Origin of the sequence: Methylobacterium oryzihabitans (assembly GCF_004004555.2) — a bacterium.
Taxonomy (GTDB): Bacteria; Pseudomonadota; Alphaproteobacteria; order Rhizobiales; family Beijerinckiaceae; genus Methylobacterium; species Methylobacterium oryzihabitans.
On record NZ_SACP01000005.1, the window covers coordinates 25,208 to 44,288 of the forward strand.

The following is a 19,081-nucleotide window of genomic DNA, read 5'->3' on the forward strand; positions in this document are numbered from 1 at the left end:
GCCTTCGCCGGGCACCCTCCCCCGCGGAGGGGGGAGGGCTTGGGCAGCGCCCGTTTACCGCAGCACCTGCGACAGGTTCGGCCCGCGCAACGCCGCCAGCGCCGCCATCCGGACCGGAGCGTTCGGCGCGCCGTAGAGGTCGTAGCCGTTCCGGCGCTGCACCAGCTCGAAGTAGAACCGCTCCTCGAACGGCGTCGTGTAGAGGTGCAGGAACTCGCCCTCCCCGACCCGGTCGTAGAGGATGCCGAGGCTCTGCATCCGCGCCACCAGGGCGGCGTCGAGGCCGAAGCGGGCGGCGACGTCGTCGTAGTAGTTCGCCGGGATCGGCAGCAGCGCCGCGCCGCTCGCCTTCAGGGCCTCGGCGGCGGCGAAGATGTCGTCGGTCTCGAGCGCGATGTGATGCACGCCCGCGCCCGCGAAGCTCGTCACCAGCCGGGCCGTGGCGGTGTTGCGGCTCTCCGAGATGTTGAGCGGCAGGCGGAACGTGCGCTCGGCGTTCGACACCGCCTTGCTGCGCACGAGGCCGTAGGGATCGGGCAGCACCACCGAATCCTCCGGTTCGAGGCCGAGCACCGCGCGGTAGAACAGCACCCAGGAATCGAGCTGCCCGTCCGGCAGCGCCTGGGCGATGTGGTCGATCCGGCTGAGATGGCCGGCCGGCGCGTCTCCCGTGAGCACGAAGTCGCGGTCGAGGTCGCGGCCGGTCTCCGGATCGGTGAGGATGATGAGGCTGCCGTCCGGCGCCCGGACCGCCGGCATCGCGTTCTCGTCCGGGCCGATCCGGCCGCTGAACCGGGTCGCCCCGTAGGCCTCCGCCCGGCCGAGCGCCGCCAGCGCGTCGTCGGTGTCGAGGGCGATGGCGCAGACCGACGGGCCGTGGACGAGGAAGAACGAGGCGGCGAAGGAATCCGGCTCGCGGTTGAGGACGATGCGGATGTCGCCCTGGCCGTAGAGCGTCACCTCCTTCGAGCGGTGGCGGCCGACCAGCCGGAAGCCGAGCTGCGTCAGGCGCGTCACCAGGGCGGCCTCGCTGCGCTCGTCGACCGCGATCTCGATGAACCGCAACCCGGCGATCGCCGGCGGCAGCGGTGGGTCGAACAGCTCGACCCGCCGCCGGGGCCGCTTCGCCCCGTCGGCGGGAGGCGCTTCGGCGGTGCGGCGCACCCGCTCCTCCAGGAACAGCAGCGAGCGGAACGAATCGGCCGCGGTCTGCCGGGTCGGCGCCGCCCGCATGTCGTCGTTGAAGATCTCCAGCGAGATCGTGCCGGTATAGCCGCTCGCCAGCACCGCCTGAAGAAAGCCCGGCACGTCGAGGTCGCCCTGGCCGGGCAGGCAGCGGAAGTGCCGGCTCAGCGTCAGCGCGTTCATGCCGAGGCGCGGCGCGTCGGCGAGCTGGACGAAGAACACCCGCTGCCCGGGCAGGGACGCGATGCCGGACCAGTCGTCGGGCAGGGCGAGCGTGTGGAAGCTGTCGAGGATCAGGCCGAGATGCGGGTGGTTCGCCCGCTCGACGATGCGCCACGCCCGATCGAAGGTGCGCACCCGCGTGCCCCAGGACAGGGCCTCGAACCCGATCTTGAGCCCGCGCTTGCCCGCCCGCTCGGCGAGGCCGTAAAGCTGCTCGGCCATCCGGTCGTCGTCGTCCGAGACCTCGGTGCCGACGTTGGAGCAGACCAGGATCAGCGGCGCGCCGAGTTCCTCCATCAGGTCGAACTTGCGCTCGGCCCGGTCGTAGTTGCGCCGCAACTGCTCGTCGGACACGCCCTCGAAGTCGCGGAACGGCTGGAACAGGTCGATGGTCAGGCCGAGGTCGGAGGCGTAGCGGCGCACGTCCCGCGCCGCGCCGGTGTGGAACAGCAGGTCGTTCTCGAAGATCTCGACCCCGTCGAAGCGCGCGGCGGAGATCGCCTCCAGCTTCTCGATCAGGGTGCCGCTCAGCGACACCGTGGCAATCGCCTTCCTCATCCGCTCACTCCCCGCTCGTCCCGCGGCCTGTTTGCACCCGGCGCCGCGCCCCCGTCGAGGGGGCATTCCTCGGAGGGAGAGCCCCGCCCGAAGCGACGGCCGGCACTATCGTGCAGGATCCGCTTGACATGAACGTACCAGTTCGTACATTTGGTCTCAAGCGGATCGAAGACCGCATCATCGGAAACGCGACAGGAGGGTGGTTATGCCCAGGACCGAACTCGATTCCCACGCCGGAGCCGCCCGATGAGCGGCCGGTCGGTGCTGGTCCTCAACGGACCCAACCTCAACCTGCTCGGCAAGCGCGAGCCCTCGGTCTACGGGCACGAGACCCTCGCCGACGTCGAGGCCGCCTGCCGGACGCTCGCGGGCGAGCTCGGCCTCGACCTCGCCTTCCGCCAGAGCAACGCCGAGCATCAGCTCATCGACTGGATCCACGAGGCGCGCGAGACCGTGGCCGGGATCGCGATCAACCCGGCCGGCTACTCGCACACCTCGGTGGCGATCATGGACGCGCTCGCGGCCTTCCCGGGCCCGATCATCGAGGTCCACATCTCGAACATCCACCGCCGCGAGAGCTTCCGCCATCACTCCTACGTCTCGCACGTCGCCGCCGGGGTGATCTGCGGCTGCGGCACCGAGGGCTACCTCCTGGCGCTGCGGCGCCTCCACACCCTGATCGGGAGCGCGTCATGAGCCGCGACAGGCGATCCGTCCTCGTCGGCCTGATCGGGTCGGGCATCCAGGCGTCGCGCACGCCGCCGATGCACGAGCGCGAGGGCGAGGCGCAGGGCCTCAGGCTGATCTACCGGACAATCGATCTCGTGCCCCTCGGCCTCGGGGCCGACGCGCTGCCCGACCTGCTCACCGCCGCGGAGCGGATGGGATTTGCGGGCCTCAACATCACCCATCCGTGCAAGCAGGCGGTGCTCGCCCACCTGCACGAACTGTCGCCGGACGCCCGTGCCCTCGGCGCGGTGAACACGGTGGTGCTGCGCGACGGCAAGCGCACCGGCCACAACACCGACTGGTGGGGCTACGCCGAGGCGTTCCGGCGCGGTCTGCCCGACGCGGCGCTCGGGCGCGCGGTCCAGCTCGGCGCCGGCGGCGCCGGCGCGGCGGTGGCGCACGCGCTCCTGACCCTCGGGATCGGCGAGGTGATCCTGTCGGACATCGACCCGGCCCGTGCCGACACGGTGGCGGCCTCGCTGTGCGACCGCTTCGGCGCCGGCCGGGCGCGGGCGAGCCGCGACCTCGCTGCCGACGTCGCGGCGGCGGACGGCCTCGTCCACTGCACCCCGACCGGCATGGACAAGTATCCGGGCCTGCCGCTGCCGGCCGAGCTGCTGCACCCGCGGCTGTGGGTGTCGGAGATCGTCTATTTCCCGATCGAGACCGCCCTGCTGCGCGAGGCGCGCCGGATCGGTTGCCGCACCCTCGACGGCGGCGGCATGGCGGTGTTCCAGGCCGTCGAGGCGTTCCGCCTGTTCACCGGCCTCGCCCCCGACCCGGAGCGGATGCTGCGCCACTTCGCCGAACTCGGCCGGCCGAAGGATTCCGCGGCGGCCGCCTGAATCCCGGGCGGCCCGTCGACGGGCCGCCCCCCCAAAGAACCCGACGATACCCGAGAGAGGAAACCCCGACCATGTCCCAGGCCATCGCCTCGGGCGCGCTGCCGCACGCCCCTACCGCCGAGGGCGCCCGCGCGCCGCGCAAGGCCGCGCTCGCGAGCTGGATCGGCAGCGCGGTCGAATACTACGACTTCTTCATCTACGGCACCGCCGCCGCGCTGGTGTTCGGCAAGATCTTCTTCCCGTCGGTCGACCCGAAGCTCGCCACCATCGCGGCCTTCGCCACCTTCGGGGTCGGCTACATCACCCGGCCGCTCGGCGCCGTGGCGCTCGGGCATATCGGCGACAAGTTCGGCCGCAAGAAGGTGCTCACCTTCACCCTGCTGCTGATGGGCATCTCGACCTTCATGATCGGCTGCCTGCCGACCTACGACCAGATCGGCATCCTGTCGCCGATCCTGCTCGTGGTCGCGCGTCTGCTCCAGGGCGTCTCGGCGGCCGGCGAGCAGGCCGGCGCCAACTCGATGACGCTGGAACACGCCCCCGCCCACCGGCGCGCCTTCTTCACCAGCTTCACCCTCAGCGGCACCCAGGCCGGGCTGATCCTCGCCACGCTGGTGTTCCTGCCGATCGCCCAGCTCCCCGAGGCGCAACTCCTGTCCTGGGGCTGGCGCATCCCGTTCTTCCTCAGCGCCGTGGTGGTCGCGGTCGGGTTCTGGGTCCGCCGCACCCTGCCGGAGACCCCGGTCTTCGAGCAGGAGGACAAGGCGCAGGAGACCGCCGGGCTCCCCGTCGCCACCCTGTTCCGCACCCAGTGGGACGACGTGCTGCGGGTGATCTTCGCCGCCCTCGTCGCGGTGGTGAGCACGATCTTCAGCGTCTTCACGCTGTCCTATGCCGTCAACACGATGAAGATCGACCGCTCGACGATGCTGACGGTGCTGATCCTCGCCAACGTGGTGGCGCTCGCCGCGATTCCCGCCTGGGCCGCCCTGTCGGACCGCATCGGCCGCCGCCCGGTCTTCATCCTCGGCGCCCTCGGCTCGGCGGCGCTGATCTGGCCCTACTTATGGGCGCTGTCGCAGGTGAACATCCCGCTGATCTTCACCTTCGGCATCCTGCTCTCGGGCGTGGTCTACAGCGCCGCCAACGGGGTCTGGCCGGCGCTCTACGGCGAGATGTTCGACACCCGCGTCCGGCTCTCCGGCATGGCGATCGGCACCCAGATCGGCTTCGCGCTCGCCGGCTTCGCCCCGTCGATCAGCGCGGCGGTCCTCGGCGACGGCCCCACCGGCTGGATCCCGGTCGCGGCCTTCACCACCGCCGCGGCAGCGGTCGCCGCGGTCTCGGTCTTCACCGCCCGCGAGACCTACCGCACCCCGATGGACCAGCTCGGCCGGCGCTGAGCCCATCCACGGTCCATGGCCCTCCCCCGGCCCCGGGGGAGGGCCTTTGGTCGGCTCACGCCCGCTCGATCAGCCTCAGGATCGCGTCGCCGGTCATCCGGCGGTGGCGGGCGCGCAGGGCCGGCTCCGACAGGTCGACGCCGAAGATCGCCCCGAAGGTGTGGCGGTTCGCGACCCGGAAGAAACACAGCGCGCTGATCATCATGTGGATGTCGAGGGGCTCGACGTCCGGCCGGAAGCTGCCGTCGGCCTGGCCGCGGGCGATGATCCCGGTGATCGCCTCGATCACGCTGAGGTTCAGCCGGCCGATGTTTCTCGAGGCCGACAGGTGCTCGGCGCGGTGGATGTTCTCGATCGTGACGAGGCGGATGAAGTCCGGGTGGTCCTCGTCGTAGTCGAAGGTGAACTCGATCAGGCGGCGGATCGCCTCGGCCGGGCTGAGGTCGCCGAGGCGCAGGTCGGCCTCGACCGCGCGGATATCGGCATAGGCCTTCTCCAGCACCGCCAGATACAGCCCCTCCTTGCTGCCGAAGTAGTAGTAGATCATCCGCTTCGAGGTGCGGGTGCGCTCCGCAATCGCATCGACCCGCGCGCCGCTGAGGCCGTAGGTCGAGAATTCCTCGGTCGCGACGGTGAGGATGTCGGCCTTGGTCCGCTCCGGGTCGTTGGTGCGGGTGCGGGTCTTGTCGCGGGGTGCGGAATCCATCGGGCCACGGGAGCGAGGGGAGGCGTCGGGGGCCTCCCTGTATCACCCGGAACGGCCGGCGGCACCGGGCCGCCGGCCATCCCCTCACGCCAACTCGTCGCCGAGCACCTCGCGCACCAGCTTGAACGCGCCGTTGGCCGCCGGCACGCCGGCATAGATCGCGGTCTGGATCAGCAGCGCCTGCAACTCGGCCTCGGTGACGCCGTTGCGCAGGGCCGGGCGAACGTGGAGCTTGAACTCCTCCTCGCGGCCGAGCGCCACCATCATGGCGAGGGTCACGAGGGAGCGGGTCTTCCACGGCAGCCGCGGGTCGCCCCAGACCTCGCCCCAGGCGGTGCGGGTGATGAAGTCCTGCCACGGCGTCGCGAAGCCGCCGGCCGCCGCGAGCGAGCGGTCGACATGGGCCTCGCCGAGCACGCTGCGGCGGTTGCTCAGGCCCTCCTCGAACGCCGTCGCGCCCTTGGCCTCGGCGGGTGCGCCGCGGTGGCGGTCGAGGAAGCCGAGCAGATGGGCGGCCGCCGCCTCGGGCTGCTCGACCGCCAGCAGATGCGCCGCCTTCGGCAGCACGACGAGTTCGGCCTGCGGGATGCCGGCGCAGATCTCCTCGGACTTCGCCGGCGGCGTCGCCGGGTCGTCGCGGCCGGCGATCACCAGGGTCGGGGCGGTGATGCGCTCCAGGATCGGCCGCAGGTCCATCCGCCCGATGGCGTTGCAGCACACCGCGTAGCCGTGGCGGTCGCATTCCACGAACTGCCGGCTCACCGCCGCGACCGCGTCGGGCGCCCGCTCCGGGAAGCCGGGGGTGAACCAGCGCCCCATCGTGGCGGCGACGATCGCCTGCGTGCCCTGCGCCCGCACGGTCTCGGCGCGCTCGTCCCACGCTTCCCGGGTCGGCATCCAGGCGGCGGTCGCCATCAGGGTCAGGCTCTGCACGCGGTCGGGCGCCCTGGCGGCCAGCGCCTGCCCGGTCATGCCGCCGAGCGACAGGCCGACGACGTGCGCCCGGGCGATGCCGAGGGCGTCGAGCAGGCCGAGCAGGTCGTCGGCGAGATCCGCGACCTCCGCCGGCGCGTCGCGGACCTCGGACGCGCCGTGGCCGCGGGTGTCGTAGCGCAGGATGCGGTAGCGGCCGCGCAGATGCGGCACCACCGCGTCCCACATCGCCAGCGAGGTGCCGAGCGAGTTGGAGAACACCACCACCGGGGCGCCGCTCGGGCCCGACAGCTCGTAGTTCAGGCGGGTGCCGTTGGCCTGGATCTGGGGCATCGGTCGCTCACTCCCTCTCAAGATTCAGCCGACCAGGGCAGCGAGGCGGGCGGTCTCGGCCAGGGCCCGGTCGGCGGTGCGGGCGCCGGCACGGATCGCCGGGCCGAGGTCGAAGGCGGGGCCGAGGTCGATGCCGGCCGCCTCGGGGCGCCGTTCCAGCACCTCGCGCAACGAGCCCTGTCCGTCGCGGACCGCGCCGGCCGCCTCCTCGACCAGGGCGTGCGCCGCCTTGGCGCCGAGGGAGGCGGTCAGCCGGGAGGCCGCGGCGTCGGCGAACAGCATCCCGCGGGTGAGGTCGATGTTGGCCCGCATCCGCTCGGGGTCGGGCACCAGCCCCTGGGCGAGGCCGCGCGCCTCGCGCAGCGCGCCGGAGGCGAGGCCGAACAGCGACGGCAGGGCGTTCCACTCGGCGTGCCAGGGCCCCGCCGGCCGCTCGTGCGCCGCCGCCATCGCGTCGACCAGGGTGGCGCCGAATCCCTTGGCGCCGGCGAAGGCGGCGAGGATCACGGTCGAGGAGACCGGGTTGCGCTTGTGCGGCATCGCCGAGGAGCCGCCGCGGCCCGGCACGTAGGGCTCGGCCACCTCGCCGACCTCCGTGGTGGCGAGATGCGCCACGTCGGTGGCGAACTTGGCCAGCGCCCCCATCACCAGGACGAGCCAGGTGCCGGTCTCGGCGACGCGGGCGCGGCGGGTGTGCCAGGGGGCGAGGTCGGGATGCAGGCTCAGCGCCGCCGCGAAGCCGTCGCCGACCGCCTCGGCCTTGTCGCCGAGGCCGGTGAGCGTGCCGACCGGGCCGCCGAGCGACGCGGTCTGGATCCGGGCGCGCACCCGCGGCAGGTCCGCCGCGATCTCGGCGAGGCCGAGGGCCCAGATCGCCGCCTTGAAGCCGAAGGTCACCGGCGCCGCGTGCTGGCCGTAGGTGCGCCCGACGCACGGCGTCTCGCGGTGCCGGCGGGCGAGGGTCGAGAGGCCGTCGAGGATCGCCGTCAGGTCGGCGGCGACGAGGTCGAGGGCGTCGCGGACCTGGAGCACCAGGGCGGTGTCGGCGATGTCCTGGGTCGTGGTGCCCTTGTGGAAGCCGGGCTCCAGCTCCGCCGGCAGCGCCGCCTGCACCGCCTTGACGAACGGGATCACCGGCACGCCGGACACCGCGGTGCGCCGCCCGAGGGCCGAGGGATCGAGCGATTCCGCGGTGATACCCTCGATGGCCGGGGCGAGACCGTCCGGCACCATCCCGACCGCCGCCTGCGCCCGGGCGAGGGCCGCCTCGGCCCGCAGCATCGCGGCGACCCGCGCCTCGTCGGAGAAGACGGCCCGCATGGCGTCGGTGGCGAACAGGGGGCCGAGCAGGGAGGAATCGAGGGCCGAGAGGGTCATGGGAGGGGGTAGCCTGTGAGGGGCGGGTGTGGGGGGCGCTTCACAAGATTCGATCGTCCGCCGATGCGTGTCCCACCCGCCGACCCTCCCCCCTCTGCGGGGGAGGGTGGCGAGCGGAGCGAGCGCAGCGGGACGAAGTCCCGCCGAGAGGGGATCGCGACGGTGCCGGACGTAGCGCCTTGCACGGCTGCCGAACCCAATCCGGAAGCGTGGTTCCCCTCTCCCGCCCAGCCTCCGCCGGGCACCCTCCCCCGCGGAGGGGGGAGGGTCAGGGCGTGCGCGTCATCAGGAATGCGGAGCGTCGGATCTCGCCTCAGTGCTTGTGCCCGCAGCCGCAATCCGGCCCGTGCGCGTGCTCGGCATGGTCGTGGTGGTGGCCGTGATCGTGATGAGCGTGATCGTGACCATGCGCATGGCCATGGTCGTGCCCGTGCGCATGTCCGTGGTCGTGCGCATGCCCCTGGTGATGATGGTCGTGGCCGCACTGGCTGTGGTCGTGGGCGACCGCCTCGCGCTCGGGGCGGAACGGGCGCTCGACCGGGGTCGCGGTGCAGCCCTGGCCGCGCACCAGTTCGGCGACCACCGGGTCGGCGAGGACGTAGAGCGCCTCGGCGCCGATCTCGGCCTGGACGTGGTTGCTGCCGAGCTGCCAGGCGAGGCGGGTCAGGCGCGAAGGATTCTCCGAGCGCACCTCCAGCAGGGCCTGCGGCGCCGCGACGATCCGCACCAGCCGGCCGTCCTCCAGGCGCAGGGCGTCGCCGTCCTCCAGCACCGTGTCGCGGTCGAGGTCGAGCCGGACGGCGAGGCCGCCCTGGGCGGTCAGCTCGCCCTGGCGCCGGCTGCGGGCCGCGTGGTCGAGGGTCAGGGAATCGGCAACCGCGTCCGGGCGCACGGCCGGCTTGCGGACGATGGTGGTAGCGCGCAGCATCGAAAGGTGTCCTCGCGGGCGTCGTGTCCGCTCCCTGTACTGCATTTTCCCGCCGAGGGCAGGACACCGCCGCAGACCCACCCACCGTTGCGCGAATGCCGCGCCCCGGCGCTTTCGTGGCGGACCGCCCCTCTGCCTCGGAACGAAGCGCGGCCTTGCTCATTTGGCGTTCATGCCTGCACAAGCTAGGCTGGACGAAGCGGGACTAGAGGCAACCCAACGCGACGCCCGTGGCCGATGCCGCGGGACGCCGCCGCCGATCCGCGCCACGCACAAGGGACACGGTCATGAAGAAGCTCATCGCCGCGGCACTCGCCGGGACCCTCGCCCTCTCGGTGGGCGCCTGCAACACCCCCGGCGACCGGGCGGCTGGCGGCGCGGCCCTCGGCGGCCTCACCGGCGCGGCGGTCGGCGCGGCGGCGACCGGGCGGGCGGGCGGCGCCCTCGCAGGCGGCCTGATCGGGGCGGCCGGCGGCGCCCTCGTCGGCGCCGCGACGGCGCCGCAATGCCCCTACGGCACCTACCGCGACGCCTACGGCAACATCTACTGCCGCTGATCCGGCCCGCTCCGGGGCCGCACGCGCCGGCCCCGGAGCATCGCGATTCCGCTCGGCCGGAATCGGCGCTACAACGCCGCGATGACGACGCCCCGATTCTCCCCTCCCCCATGCGCGGGCGGAGCCGCCCGATGAGCCTCGGGCTGTGGGGCAAGCTCGGGGGGGCGGGGCTCGGCCTCGCCGCCGGCGGACCGCTCGGCGCGCTGATCGGTGCCGTCGCCGGCCACTTCCTCGTCGACCGCGAGGGCTCGCTGTTCGGCCCGACGCCGCGCGAGGTGGTGTTCACCACCGGCCTCGTCGCGCTGGCCGCCAAGATGGCGAAGTCCGACGGCGTCGTGACGCCGGCCGAGGTCGCGGCCTTCGAGGAGATCGTCCGGGTCCCGGAGGAGGAGCGCGCCGGCATCGACCGGCTGTTCGACCTCGCCAAGCGCACCACCAGCGGGTTCGAGGGCTACGCCCGGCAGGTCGCCGAGGTGTTTCGCGACCAGCCGGCCCTGCTCGAGGACGTGCTCGACGGCCTGTTCCACATCGCCAAGGCCGACGGGGCGGTGCACGAGAAGGAGGCCGCCTACCTGCGGGCGGTCGCCGAGGTCTTCGGCTTCGACGACGCCGCCTTCGGCCGCATCAGCGCCCGCCACCTGCGGATCGAGGGCGATCCCTACGAGGTGCTCGGCGCCTCCCGCGACGACGAGACGGCGGCGCTGAAGGCCCGCCACCGCGCCCTGGTGGCGGAGCACCACCCCGACCGCGCCCTCGCCCGCGGCCTGCCCCCCGCGGCGGTCGCCATCGCCACCCGCCGCCTCGCCGCGATCAACGCCGCCTGGGACCGCATCCAGGCCGAGCGCGGCGCCGGCCGCCCGGATCCCGCATGAAGCCGACCCCCGAGAGCCCGGTCGCGACCCAGGTCGTGCCCTCCCCCAACCACGGCGAGCGCCGCCTGCCGGTCGACATGCTGATCCTGCACTACACCGGCATGGACTCGGCCAGCGAGGCGTTGCTGCGGCTCGCCAACCCGGTCACCGAACTGTCGGCGCATTACTTCGTGTTCGCCGACGGCCGGGTGGTGCAGATGGTGCCGGAGGCGCGCCGGGCGCACCATGCCGGCGTGTCCGCCTGGGAGGGCGAGCGGGACGTCAACTCGCGCTCCCTCGGCATCGAGATCGACCATCCCGGCCATGCCGGCGGGCTGCCCCCCTACCCGGAGGCGCAACGGGAGGCGGTCACCGCCCTGTGCCGGGACCTCGTCGGGCGCTGGCGGATCCGTCCCGACCGGGTGCTCGGTCATTCCGACGTGGCGCCGGAGCGCAAGGACGATCCCGGCGAGACCTTCTTCTGGGAGGCGCTGCACAGGGCCGGGATCGGCCACTGGGTGAAACCGGCGCCGATCCGCGACGGTCGCTTCTTCGCCCGCGGCGATGCCGGCCAGCCGATCGAGGCGCTCCAGGCGATGTTCGCCCTCTACGGCTACGACCAGCCGGTGACGGGCACCTTCGACGACCGCACGGCGGCGGTCGTCACCGCGTTCCAGCGCCATTTCCGGCCCGAGCGGGTCGACGGCGTCGCCGACGCCTCGACCATCACGACCCTGCGCGACCTGCTCGCGACGAAACCGGCGTGAGGCCGGTTCATCAGTACAGCCGGTCGCGGTAGCTCTCGGCGATCCACTGCTCCGACGCCTCGACGGTGAGCCCGTCCTGCAACTGGTCGGCGAGGATGCGGCCGAGGGTCGGGAACGCGCCACGCGGCACCTGCCGCTCGGAGTTCCACAGCTCCGAGCGGATCATCGCCTTGCCGCAGTGGAAGAAGACCTCCTCGACCGTCAGCAGCAGGCCGGAGGCCGGCACCTTGCCCTGGGCGGCCAGGGGATCGAGCAGGGCGGCATCCGTGACGATTCGGGCGCGGCCGTTGACCCGCAGCGTCTCGTTGATGCCCGGCACCATGAAGACGAGGCCGAGATGGGGGTTCTCGGTCAGGTTGAGCAGCGTGTCGACCCGGTTGTTGCCGCGCCGGTCCGGAATCAGCAGGGTGGTGTCGTCGAGGACCGCGACGAAGCCGGGTGCGTCGCCCCGCGGGGTCGCGTCGGCCCGCCCCTGCCCGTCGGCCGAGGCGATGACGAGGAACGGCGACAGCGCGATGAAGGCGCGGGCGTGCCGGTCGAGGCGGCGCAGCTCCTTGGCGACGACGCGGGGATTGGGCTCGCCGTAGCGCGCCCGCACCGCCTCGCGGGTGTCGAGCGGCTGCGTCGGATCGGGTCGAGTCACGGGGCAACTCCCTGGCGATCGGGAGATCCATCGCTAGCCCGCTGCGGCCCGCCCGCGAAGCGAAATCTGCGACGGGATGGAAGCCGAACCCCCCACCCCGTCGGTGACGTCTCAGCCGTGCCGGCCGCCCGGCGCGGCGTGGTGGGGAGCGGACGGCAGCGCCTCGCCCTCCGCCGCCGGCCGGTGGCCGTCCCGGGTGCGCCACAGGCTGTAGGCGATGCCGCCGGCGAGCAGCACCACGGTGACCACGAGCGAGACCCAGGGTGCGATGTGGATCAGCTCGAACGTGTCGGCGACCACGATCTTCAGGCCGATGAAGATCAGGATCAGCGCCAGCGCCGTCTTGAGGTAGGCGAAGCGGTCGACCATCGCGGCCAGCGCGAAATAGAGCGCGCGCAGGCCGAGGATGGCGAAGATGTTCGAGGTGTAGACCACGTAGGTGTCGGTGGTGATCGCGAAGATCGCCGGCACGCTGTCGACGGCGAAGATCACGTCGGCGCCGTTGACCAGGACCAGGGCGAGCGCCAGCGGCGTCAGCCAGCGCACCGGCTTGCCGGTCTCGGGATGGGGCCGGCGGGTGACGAACTTCTGGCCGTCGAGGTCGTCGGTGACCCGGAAGTGCCGGCGCGCGAAGGCGACGAAGCGGTTGGCCGACTCGCCCTCCCCGTCCTCTTCCTCGCGGGAGACCAGCATCTTGATGCCGGCATAGATCAGGAAGGCGGCGAAGATGGTCAGCACCCATTCGGCCTGATGCACCAGGGCGGCGCCGAGGCCGATCATCAGCCCGCGCAGCAGGACCGCCGCCAGGATACCCCACAGCAGCACCCGGTGCTGTGCCACCCGCGGGATGCCGAGGAAGCCGAAGATCACCGCGATGACGAACACGTTGTCCATCGACAGCGATTTCTCGACCACGAGGCCGGCGAGGTATTCCTGCCCGGCCTGCGGCCCGAGATACCACCAGATCCAGCCGCCGAAGAGCAGGCCGAGACTGAGATAGAACGCGGTAAGGAGCAGGCTCTCCTTGACGCCGATCTCCCGCGACTTGTCGCGGTGGAGCAGGCCGAGATCGAAGGCGAGCAGCAGGAAGATGACGGCGTGGAAGGCGAGCCACATCCAGATGGGCTTGCCGAGCCATTCGTTGAACAGGAGATCGACCATGGAGCGGACCATCGATGCTTCGGATCAGGAAAGCATCGGCTCCGACATCACGAGGGCGTTGACACGCACGCTCGCCAGAGGGGCCCGCAGCCGATGGAGCCGCACTTAGGTGCGCCGGAGCGAGGGATCAAGAGCGTGGCCACGAACGTTTTCTCCTCCGCACCGCTTGACACTCCGCCCCCTGCCGCGGTTCGGGTGCCGCCATGACGGGATCGCGCGCGGCGGAACACGGAGCGGTGGTGGTCGGCGCCGGGCCGGCGGGGCTCGCCGCCGCAGAGGTCCTGGCCGGGGCCGGGCTGCCGGTCACCGTGATCGAGCGGATGCCGTCGCCGGCGCGCAAGCTCCTCATCGCCGGCCGTGGCGGGCTCAACCTCACCCACAGCGAGCCCCTCGACCGCTTCCTCGCCCGCTACCATCCGGCCGAACCGGGGCTGCTCGCGGCGATCGACCGCTTTCCGCCGGACGCCCTGCGGCACTGGTGCGAGGATCTCGGCCAGCCGACCTTCGTCGGGTCGAGCGGCCGGGTGTTTCCCCGGGCCTTCAAGGCGTCGCCGCTGCTGCGGGCGTGGCTCGCCCGCCTCGACGGGCTCGGCGTGCGGCTGCGGACCCGCACCCGCTGGACCGGATGGGACGAGGCGGGCGCCCTGCGGATCGAGGGCCCGGACGGAGCGGAGGTTCTGCGACCGGCCGCGACGGTGCTCGCCCTCGGCGGCGCGAGCTGGCCGCGCCTCGGCTCGGACGGGGCGTGGGTGCCGGTGCTGGAGCGGGCGGGCGCGACGGTCGCGCCTTTGCGCCCGGCCAATATGGGTTTTCGCGTGCCGTGGTCGACGGTGTTCGCCGGGCGCTTCGCCGGCGCCCCGCTCAAGCGCATCGCGCTGAGCCTCGGCGTCCACAGGGCCCGGGGCGAGGCGGTGGTGACCCGGGACGGGATCGAGGGCGGGGTCGTCTACGCGCTGTCGCGGCCGTTGCGCGAGGCGGTCCTGGCCGAGGGGAGCGTGACCGCCCGGCTCGACCTGCGGCCGGACCTCGACGAGGCCGTGCTCGCCCGGCGCCTCGGCGCGGCCAAGCCCGGCCAGTCGCGCGCCACCACCCTGCGCAAGGCGGCCGGTCTCGACCCGGTGGCGGCCGGCCTGCTGCGGGAGGCCGCCGGACCGGACGGGCTGCCGACCGACCCCGCGCGGCTCGCCGGCCTGGTCAAGGCGGCGCCCCTGCGCCTCACCGGCCTGCAGCCGATCGAGCGGGCGATCTCCACCGCCGGCGGCGTCGCGGCGGAGAGCCTCGACGGCCGGCTGATGCTGCGCACGCACCCCGGCACCTTCCTGGCCGGCGAGATGATCGACTGGGAGGCGCCGACCGGCGGCTATCTGCTCCAGGCGAGCTTCGCCACCGGCCGCGCCGCGGCGGCCGGGGCGCTGGACTGGTTGCGCGCTCAATCGATACATCGTTGAATACGACTCCCGCACCGGGCAGAACGCGATGATTTTCAACAAATATTCTCGATCAATATATGATATTGTTGGCTCATTAGGTACAATCAAGGATGTTTCTTACTGAAATGATAAAAATCTGCATTGCTCATAATTTAAGAGAAAATATCGCAACGAAATTTGCAATCACATAAACCCCTGCTTTCGATACAGGGCGGCGAGTGTTGCGATTTTGCTACAGCAAAAAATTGTTATTTTATTAATGTTTAAAAAATTTTTGGGGCAGGACTATGAAATTCAGATTTGTCGTCGCCGTTTGCTCGGCGTGCCTTGCTTCTGCATGTTCCGTTTACCCACTGCCACAGGATGCGATGCTCTTCGATACAACAGCTATCGTCGACAACATTCGCTGTGAGGCGCGATCAGGATTACAAGAGGCAATCATCGAGATCCTTCATGAAAGTTTTTCCGATCAGTTCGTTTGGGGTTCATACAACGGGACAACTCTTGCAAATGCACTGACAACGAATCCCAAGCTGTGGAATGATATAAGATTCGAAAATCTGCATCCCAAAATCCGCTCTTCATTTGCTTTGTACCGCAATACCCAAATTGCTTATCTTTTCCAACTGATGATGGACGAGCAAAATAACGAAAGCGCCGGTGTTGGTTTCACACAGCGTTTCGTTGGCGCCTCGAACCGTATCGGTCGCCTGGGACTCTCTGGCTCGTCGGCTCGAACCCGAACCATCACTAGAACTTTCAATACTGTCGACACGTTCGAAGAACTTGTTGTAAAAGTGAGCCATCAGTATTGTGATCGCGAAAGAACATACGATATAATTTATCCTGTTCGTGGGAAGCTTCCGGTAAAAGATCTCATGAAAACATATATCAGATTAAATCATTTCAGAAACTTAGCAGGACCAGGTGTCGATTTGAAGGGAATATTCGGAACTGACGCGAGTCCGGCGATTCCCCAAATGGGCGATAATATCTCGTTCTCGACAAAACTGTCGGCCGGCCTGAGTTCAGGGCTCACGGCAGCACCTCCTGGTCTTGGCCTACTGCTCACATCGGTGGGATTAGAGGCCGGCGGTTCGCGATCCGATTCTCACCGCGTGATCGTGGTCATCTCTACATCACCAGATGCCGCGAAACTCAAACCTCTGGATGCCCGACAGGCCCCGCCTCTGGAGGGAGAGGTCGGCGGCCCACTTGCGTCATCCGCAATCGTGCGCAAACTCACTCCCATCAAAAACGGCAACCTTACGGAAGCAAGGGCGAATTATGCCCGTAACACAATCGACCAACAGCTAAGAACAAACTTTCTTAACGATATAGCAACAATTGCGGAGGGTTTTCAGAGGTCCCAATAGCCACGTCGATGGAAGTCCGGGGCGAGCATCGCTACCCCGGACACAACATATCACAGCTTGGCGCAGAACCCGACCATTCCGGAACTGTCGGCCGGGCACGAGGCCAGGGCGGCGCCATCGTCGCGGCGGGTGAAGAGCGGGCTGCCGGTGCGCAGGCAATAGGCCGAGACGAACGCCTCGCCGGGATCGCAGACCAGTTCGCAGGCCGGGCTGGCGCAGCCGTCGGTGCGCAGGACCCGCAGCGGCAGGCCCGCCGCCGGTGCGGCAGCGGCCGCGGCGCCGGCCGGTCCGCGCGGTCCCGGTGCGCCGGCCTCGCCCTTCGCGCCCGGCTCGCCCTTCGGTCCAGGATCGCCCGCAAGGCCGGCCTCGCCCTTCGGGCCCGCCTCGCCCTTGGCGCCAGCCTCGCCGCGCGGCCCCGGCTCACCCTTCGGTCCGGCGGCTCCGGCCATCCCCGGAGGCCCAGCGGGGCCCGGCTCGCCCTTCGGCCCCTGCGGCCCGGTGGCGCCGCAATTGGCGACCACGATCTCGCGCGATTCCTCGCCGGCCTTCAGGGTCGCGACGCAGTTCGGCGGCAGGTACGGCACCTTGACGGTGAACCGCCCGCGCCGGTCGGACTGGACCGGAATGTCGTCGTCGATCGTCACAACGACATTGGACTTGCCGACGCTGCCGGAGATGCGCAGGTCGCCGGCCTCGATCCGGGCGTCCCAGATCTGGATGCCCGCCGGGGCGGGCTGGGGCCGGGCCGGGGCCGGGCGCGACGGTGCGGCGGGCGCCGCCGGGGCCGGGGCCGGGGCCGGCTGGGCCAGGGCCGGCCCGGCGAACACGGCGGCAGCGGTGAGGACGACGCAGGCGGAGACGGCCAGCGCGGGGCGACGACGACCCATCGGGATCCCTCGAATCGTGGGGGAAGGCCCGCGGGGAACCGGACGGTTCGGCGGGCGGCGGCACCTTGCTGCGACCCCGCGGGGGGGTCAACCATTCGTTAAGCTCGGGCGCCGGGTTCGCTCAGGCGTCGTAGTCGATCACGTCCTCCAGGGCGTAGTGCTTCACGGTGCGACGGTTGGCGATCAGTTCGTCGATGGTCGGCTCGCCCTTCAGCGCCCGGGCGATGGCGAGCTTCGTCGCCTCGTAATTGGTGCGGTACAGGTCCTTGCGGTCGAGGTTCGGGTCCTCGGCGCAGCGCGGGTCGAGCCAGATCATGACGATCATGCAGATCTCGTCGAGCCCGTCCTTCGGCAGGATGCCCTCGATCACGCAATCGACGATCGCGTCGCCGGTCGCCGCCTGCACGACGCCGCCGAGCAGCTCGACATAGGCGGCGTCGTGGATCGTCGCCTTGGTGGTCATCATCGTGGCCGGACGCACGAGCTGGTTGAGGTCGCGCACCACGAACATCCGGGTGTGGCCCTGGACCTGCCCCATCATCGACGCGAAGGCGGTGCCGGCGGGGCCCCGCACCGAGCCGATCAGCACCTCGGGCATCGCGTCGGTGTACTGGCCCTCGGCGGCGAGCACCGTCGCCTCGCCGGTGCGGAAGAAGATCTCGCTCATCGCTCACCCCTGGTCGGTCCGTGCCGGCCTCCGACCATGCCGGACCCGCCGGCGTCAACGCCCGGCCGGGCCGGACCTTGGTCGCGCTTGCGCCCGGCTCGCCGCCCCGAACGGAAATGCGTATAGGGCGTGATTCGGGCGGCGCCGGCCGCCTCGGACCGGGGGACGGCATGAGCGAGCGCGACTGGACCCTGCAGGTGAGCCCGACGGATTCGGGCGTGCGGATCGAGATCGGGCTGCCCGACCTCGGCGGCGCGCCGGTGACCGCGACTCTGGCCCTCGACCGCAGCGAGGCCCGCCACCTCGCCCGCGCGCTGCTGGCGGCGGCCGGGGACGCGACCGAGCGCACCTTCCCGCATCCCGCCACCGGTCACGAGCGATGACCGCTCAGTACCGGCCCGGCAGGCGCGGCACCCGCGTGCCGGGCTTCTCGATCGCCTCGGCGCAGGAATAGGCGAACTCGGTCTTGAGGTCGTCGTAGACCGTCTCGCCGGTGATGCGGCAGGTCTCGCGGGCGGTCTCGCGCAGGTAGGTCTCCGCCGCCTCGCCGAAGCGGCGCCGCCGCGTCAGCGCCGGGTCGGCGCCGTCGAGGCCACAGCCGGCGAACTCGCGCAGTCCGTTCGAGACCAGCAGCATCCGGCGCTGCTGGCGCTGGTCGTAGACCTCGTAGGGATCGTTGCAGCCGATCGTCACCACCTGAACCGGCAGGCCGACATAGATCCGCGAAATGGTGGAGAACTCGGTGCAGCCCGCGACCGCAAGGCCGACGAGGGCGATGCCCCACAGACCCGTCCGCATCCCCACCTCGTCCCGGCCACCGTGTGGCCCCAGCTTTGAGCCGGGCGGGGCGCTGCGGTCAAGCCTGCTTCAGGACGTGGCGGGCGGGGTCTCCCAATCTTCCACCGCGAGTCCGGACACGCGCTCGAACTCGCGCAGGTTGCGACTCACCAGGGTGAGCCCTCGCGCGAGCGCCTGCCCGGCGATCAGCACGTCGTAGGGGCCGATCGGCTGCCGGCGGCGGCGAGCGCCGCCCGCACCTCGCCGGAGCGACGGGCATCGGCGGCGTCGAAGGGGAGGACGGCGAACGGCAGATCGTCGATCTGTGCGAGGGTATGCGCCGTCCGCACGCCCTTGAAGGCTCCGTAATGGAGTTCGTGGGAGACGATGGCCGATAGGCCGATGTCCTGCGGGCCTATCCGACGCATCCGGGCCCACAATCCCACATCGTTCCTCATCAGCGCTGAAACCGCGTTGGTGTCGAGGAGGTATCTCACTCCGGCAGATCCGAAGGAGGCCGCTCCTGCTGCGGAACGTCCTCGGCCAAGGCCGCTTCGACATCCGGATCGAACGGCTGCACCCGTGCCTGGAGCCAGTCCCACGTTCCCGGGCCCGGCACCGGCTCCACCACGATCGCCGGGCCCTCGCGGCGCACCTGGACCGCCTCGCCGTCGAGGCGCCAGCCCTCCGGCAGACGCACGGCCTGGGCGCCGTCGACCCAGAACAGTTTCGCGATCTCGCCCATG

At 70.9% G+C, this 19,081-nt stretch carries 21 protein-coding genes; 9 read left to right on the forward strand and 12 right to left on the reverse strand.

Features of this window, described 5'->3' with window-relative positions:
* Positions 1-54 precede the first annotated feature (54 nt).
* Positions 55-1,965 (reverse strand): bifunctional sugar phosphate isomerase/epimerase/4-hydroxyphenylpyruvate dioxygenase family protein, encoded by a 1,911-nt coding sequence (locus EOE48_RS06930; RefSeq protein WP_127728065.1) that lies wholly within the window; start codon positions 1,963-1,965, stop codon positions 55-57.
* A 246-nt stretch (positions 1,966-2,211) separates the two neighbouring features.
* Here EOE48_RS06930 and aroQ point away from each other — a divergent pair, with 246 nt between their 5' ends.
* The 3 genes from aroQ to EOE48_RS06945 all read left to right on the forward strand — a co-directional run bounded on the left by aroQ (position 2,212) and on the right by EOE48_RS06945 (position 4,942).
* Positions 2,212-2,661: a type II 3-dehydroquinate dehydratase gene (gene aroQ, locus EOE48_RS06935; RefSeq protein ID WP_127728066.1), complete on the forward strand. Its 450-nt coding sequence runs from the start codon at positions 2,212-2,214 to the stop codon at positions 2,659-2,661.
* Positions 2,658-3,539, forward strand: coding sequence for a shikimate dehydrogenase (locus EOE48_RS06940; RefSeq protein ID WP_127728067.1), 882 nt, complete (start codon positions 2,658-2,660; stop codon positions 3,537-3,539). The genes aroQ and EOE48_RS06940 overlap by 4 nt, the downstream gene beginning before the upstream one ends.
* Before the next feature lie 71 nt (positions 3,540-3,610).
* Positions 3,611-4,942, forward strand: coding sequence for an MFS transporter (locus EOE48_RS06945; RefSeq protein WP_127728068.1), 1,332 nt, complete (start codon positions 3,611-3,613; stop codon positions 4,940-4,942).
* 55 nt (positions 4,943-4,997) lie between these two features.
* Here the strand turns inward: EOE48_RS06945 and EOE48_RS06950 are convergent, their stop codons facing one another.
* The 4 genes from EOE48_RS06950 to EOE48_RS06965 all read right to left on the reverse strand — a co-directional run bounded on the left by EOE48_RS06950 (position 4,998) and on the right by EOE48_RS06965 (position 9,219).
* A complete protein-coding gene (locus tag EOE48_RS06950; protein WP_127728069.1) occupies positions 4,998-5,648 on the reverse strand; it encodes a TetR/AcrR family transcriptional regulator in 651 nt (216 codons plus the stop codon).
* 84 nt (positions 5,649-5,732) lie between these two features.
* A complete protein-coding gene (gene pcaDC / locus EOE48_RS06955; RefSeq protein WP_127728070.1) occupies positions 5,733-6,914 on the reverse strand; it encodes a bifunctional 3-oxoadipate enol-lactonase/4-carboxymuconolactone decarboxylase PcaDC in 1,182 nt (393 codons plus the stop codon).
* Positions 6,915-6,938: 24 nt separating this feature from the next.
* A complete protein-coding gene (locus EOE48_RS06960; protein WP_127728071.1) occupies positions 6,939-8,291 on the reverse strand; it encodes a class-II fumarase/aspartase family protein in 1,353 nt (450 codons plus the stop codon).
* A 313-nt stretch (positions 8,292-8,604) separates the two neighbouring features.
* Positions 8,605-9,219 carry an urease accessory protein UreE gene (locus tag EOE48_RS06965; protein ID WP_127728072.1) on the reverse strand — a complete coding sequence of 205 codons (615 nt, stop codon included), beginning with the start codon at positions 9,217-9,219 and terminating at the stop codon, positions 8,605-8,607.
* Positions 9,220-9,506: 287 nt separating this feature from the next.
* Here EOE48_RS06965 and EOE48_RS06970 point away from each other — a divergent pair, with 287 nt between their 5' ends.
* From EOE48_RS06970 to EOE48_RS06980, 3 genes are all read left to right on the forward strand, one after another.
* Entirely contained in the window at positions 9,507-9,776 is a 270-nt protein-coding gene (locus EOE48_RS06970; RefSeq protein WP_127728073.1) for a hypothetical protein, read from the forward strand.
* A 131-nt stretch (positions 9,777-9,907) separates the two neighbouring features.
* Positions 9,908-10,648 carry a J domain-containing protein gene (locus tag EOE48_RS06975; RefSeq protein ID WP_127728074.1) on the forward strand — a complete coding sequence of 247 codons (741 nt, stop codon included), beginning with the start codon at positions 9,908-9,910 and terminating at the stop codon, positions 10,646-10,648.
* Positions 10,645-11,394 carry an N-acetylmuramoyl-L-alanine amidase gene (locus EOE48_RS06980; protein ID WP_127728075.1) on the forward strand — a complete coding sequence of 250 codons (750 nt, stop codon included), beginning with the start codon at positions 10,645-10,647 and terminating at the stop codon, positions 11,392-11,394. Before EOE48_RS06975 ends, EOE48_RS06980 begins: the two co-directional genes overlap by 4 nt.
* 10 nt (positions 11,395-11,404) lie before the next feature.
* Here the strand turns inward: EOE48_RS06980 and EOE48_RS06985 are convergent, their stop codons facing one another.
* Complete coding sequence (locus tag EOE48_RS06985) at positions 11,405-12,037, reverse strand: pyridoxamine 5'-phosphate oxidase family protein (protein ID WP_127728076.1); 633 nt, start codon at positions 12,035-12,037, stop codon at positions 11,405-11,407.
* A gap of 111 nt (positions 12,038-12,148) precedes the next feature.
* Complete coding sequence (locus EOE48_RS06990; protein ID WP_127728230.1) at positions 12,149-13,198, reverse strand: TerC family protein; 1,050 nt, start codon at positions 13,196-13,198, stop codon at positions 12,149-12,151.
* A gap of 203 nt (positions 13,199-13,401) precedes the next feature.
* On the opposite strand from EOE48_RS06990, the gene EOE48_RS06995 reads away from it, so the two are divergent.
* Together EOE48_RS06995 and EOE48_RS07000 are read left to right on the forward strand one after the other, a co-directional pair.
* A complete protein-coding gene (locus tag EOE48_RS06995) occupies positions 13,402-14,646 on the forward strand; it encodes a TIGR03862 family flavoprotein (protein WP_127728077.1) in 1,245 nt (414 codons plus the stop codon).
* 350 nt (positions 14,647-14,996) lie between these two features.
* Complete coding sequence (locus EOE48_RS07000; protein ID WP_127728078.1) at positions 14,997-16,004, forward strand: hypothetical protein; 1,008 nt, start codon at positions 14,997-14,999, stop codon at positions 16,002-16,004.
* A 50-nt stretch (positions 16,005-16,054) separates the two neighbouring features.
* Here EOE48_RS07000 and EOE48_RS07005 read toward each other — a convergent pair whose 3' ends face one another.
* The gene (locus EOE48_RS07005) at positions 16,055-16,891 is read right to left on the reverse strand and encodes a collagen-like protein (RefSeq protein ID WP_127728079.1); all 837 of its coding nucleotides are present in this window, start codon (positions 16,889-16,891) and stop codon (positions 16,055-16,057) included.
* 121 nt (positions 16,892-17,012) lie between these two features.
* Entirely contained in the window at positions 17,013-17,558 is a 546-nt protein-coding gene (fae, locus tag EOE48_RS07010) for a formaldehyde-activating enzyme (RefSeq protein ID WP_127728080.1), read from the reverse strand.
* A 170-nt stretch (positions 17,559-17,728) separates the two neighbouring features.
* Here fae and EOE48_RS07015 point away from each other — a divergent pair, with 170 nt between their 5' ends.
* Positions 17,729-17,941 carry a hypothetical protein gene (locus EOE48_RS07015; RefSeq protein ID WP_127728081.1) on the forward strand — a complete coding sequence of 71 codons (213 nt, stop codon included), beginning with the start codon at positions 17,729-17,731 and terminating at the stop codon, positions 17,939-17,941.
* 4 nt (positions 17,942-17,945) lie between these two features.
* On the opposite strand, the gene EOE48_RS07020 is transcribed toward EOE48_RS07015, so the two are convergent.
* From EOE48_RS07020 to EOE48_RS07030, 3 genes are all read right to left on the reverse strand, one after another.
* The gene (locus EOE48_RS07020) at positions 17,946-18,356 is read right to left on the reverse strand and encodes a hypothetical protein (protein WP_127728082.1); all 411 of its coding nucleotides are present in this window, start codon (positions 18,354-18,356) and stop codon (positions 17,946-17,948) included.
* Between the two features lie 185 nt (positions 18,357-18,541).
* Positions 18,542-18,832: a PIN domain-containing protein gene (locus EOE48_RS07025; protein WP_425463629.1), complete on the reverse strand. Its 291-nt coding sequence runs from the start codon at positions 18,830-18,832 to the stop codon at positions 18,542-18,544.
* Positions 18,829-19,080 carry an antitoxin gene (locus tag EOE48_RS07030; RefSeq protein ID WP_127728083.1) on the reverse strand — a complete coding sequence of 84 codons (252 nt, stop codon included), beginning with the start codon at positions 19,078-19,080 and terminating at the stop codon, positions 18,829-18,831. The genes EOE48_RS07025 and EOE48_RS07030 overlap by 4 nt, the downstream gene beginning before the upstream one ends.
* Position 19,081: the final 1 nt, after the last annotated feature.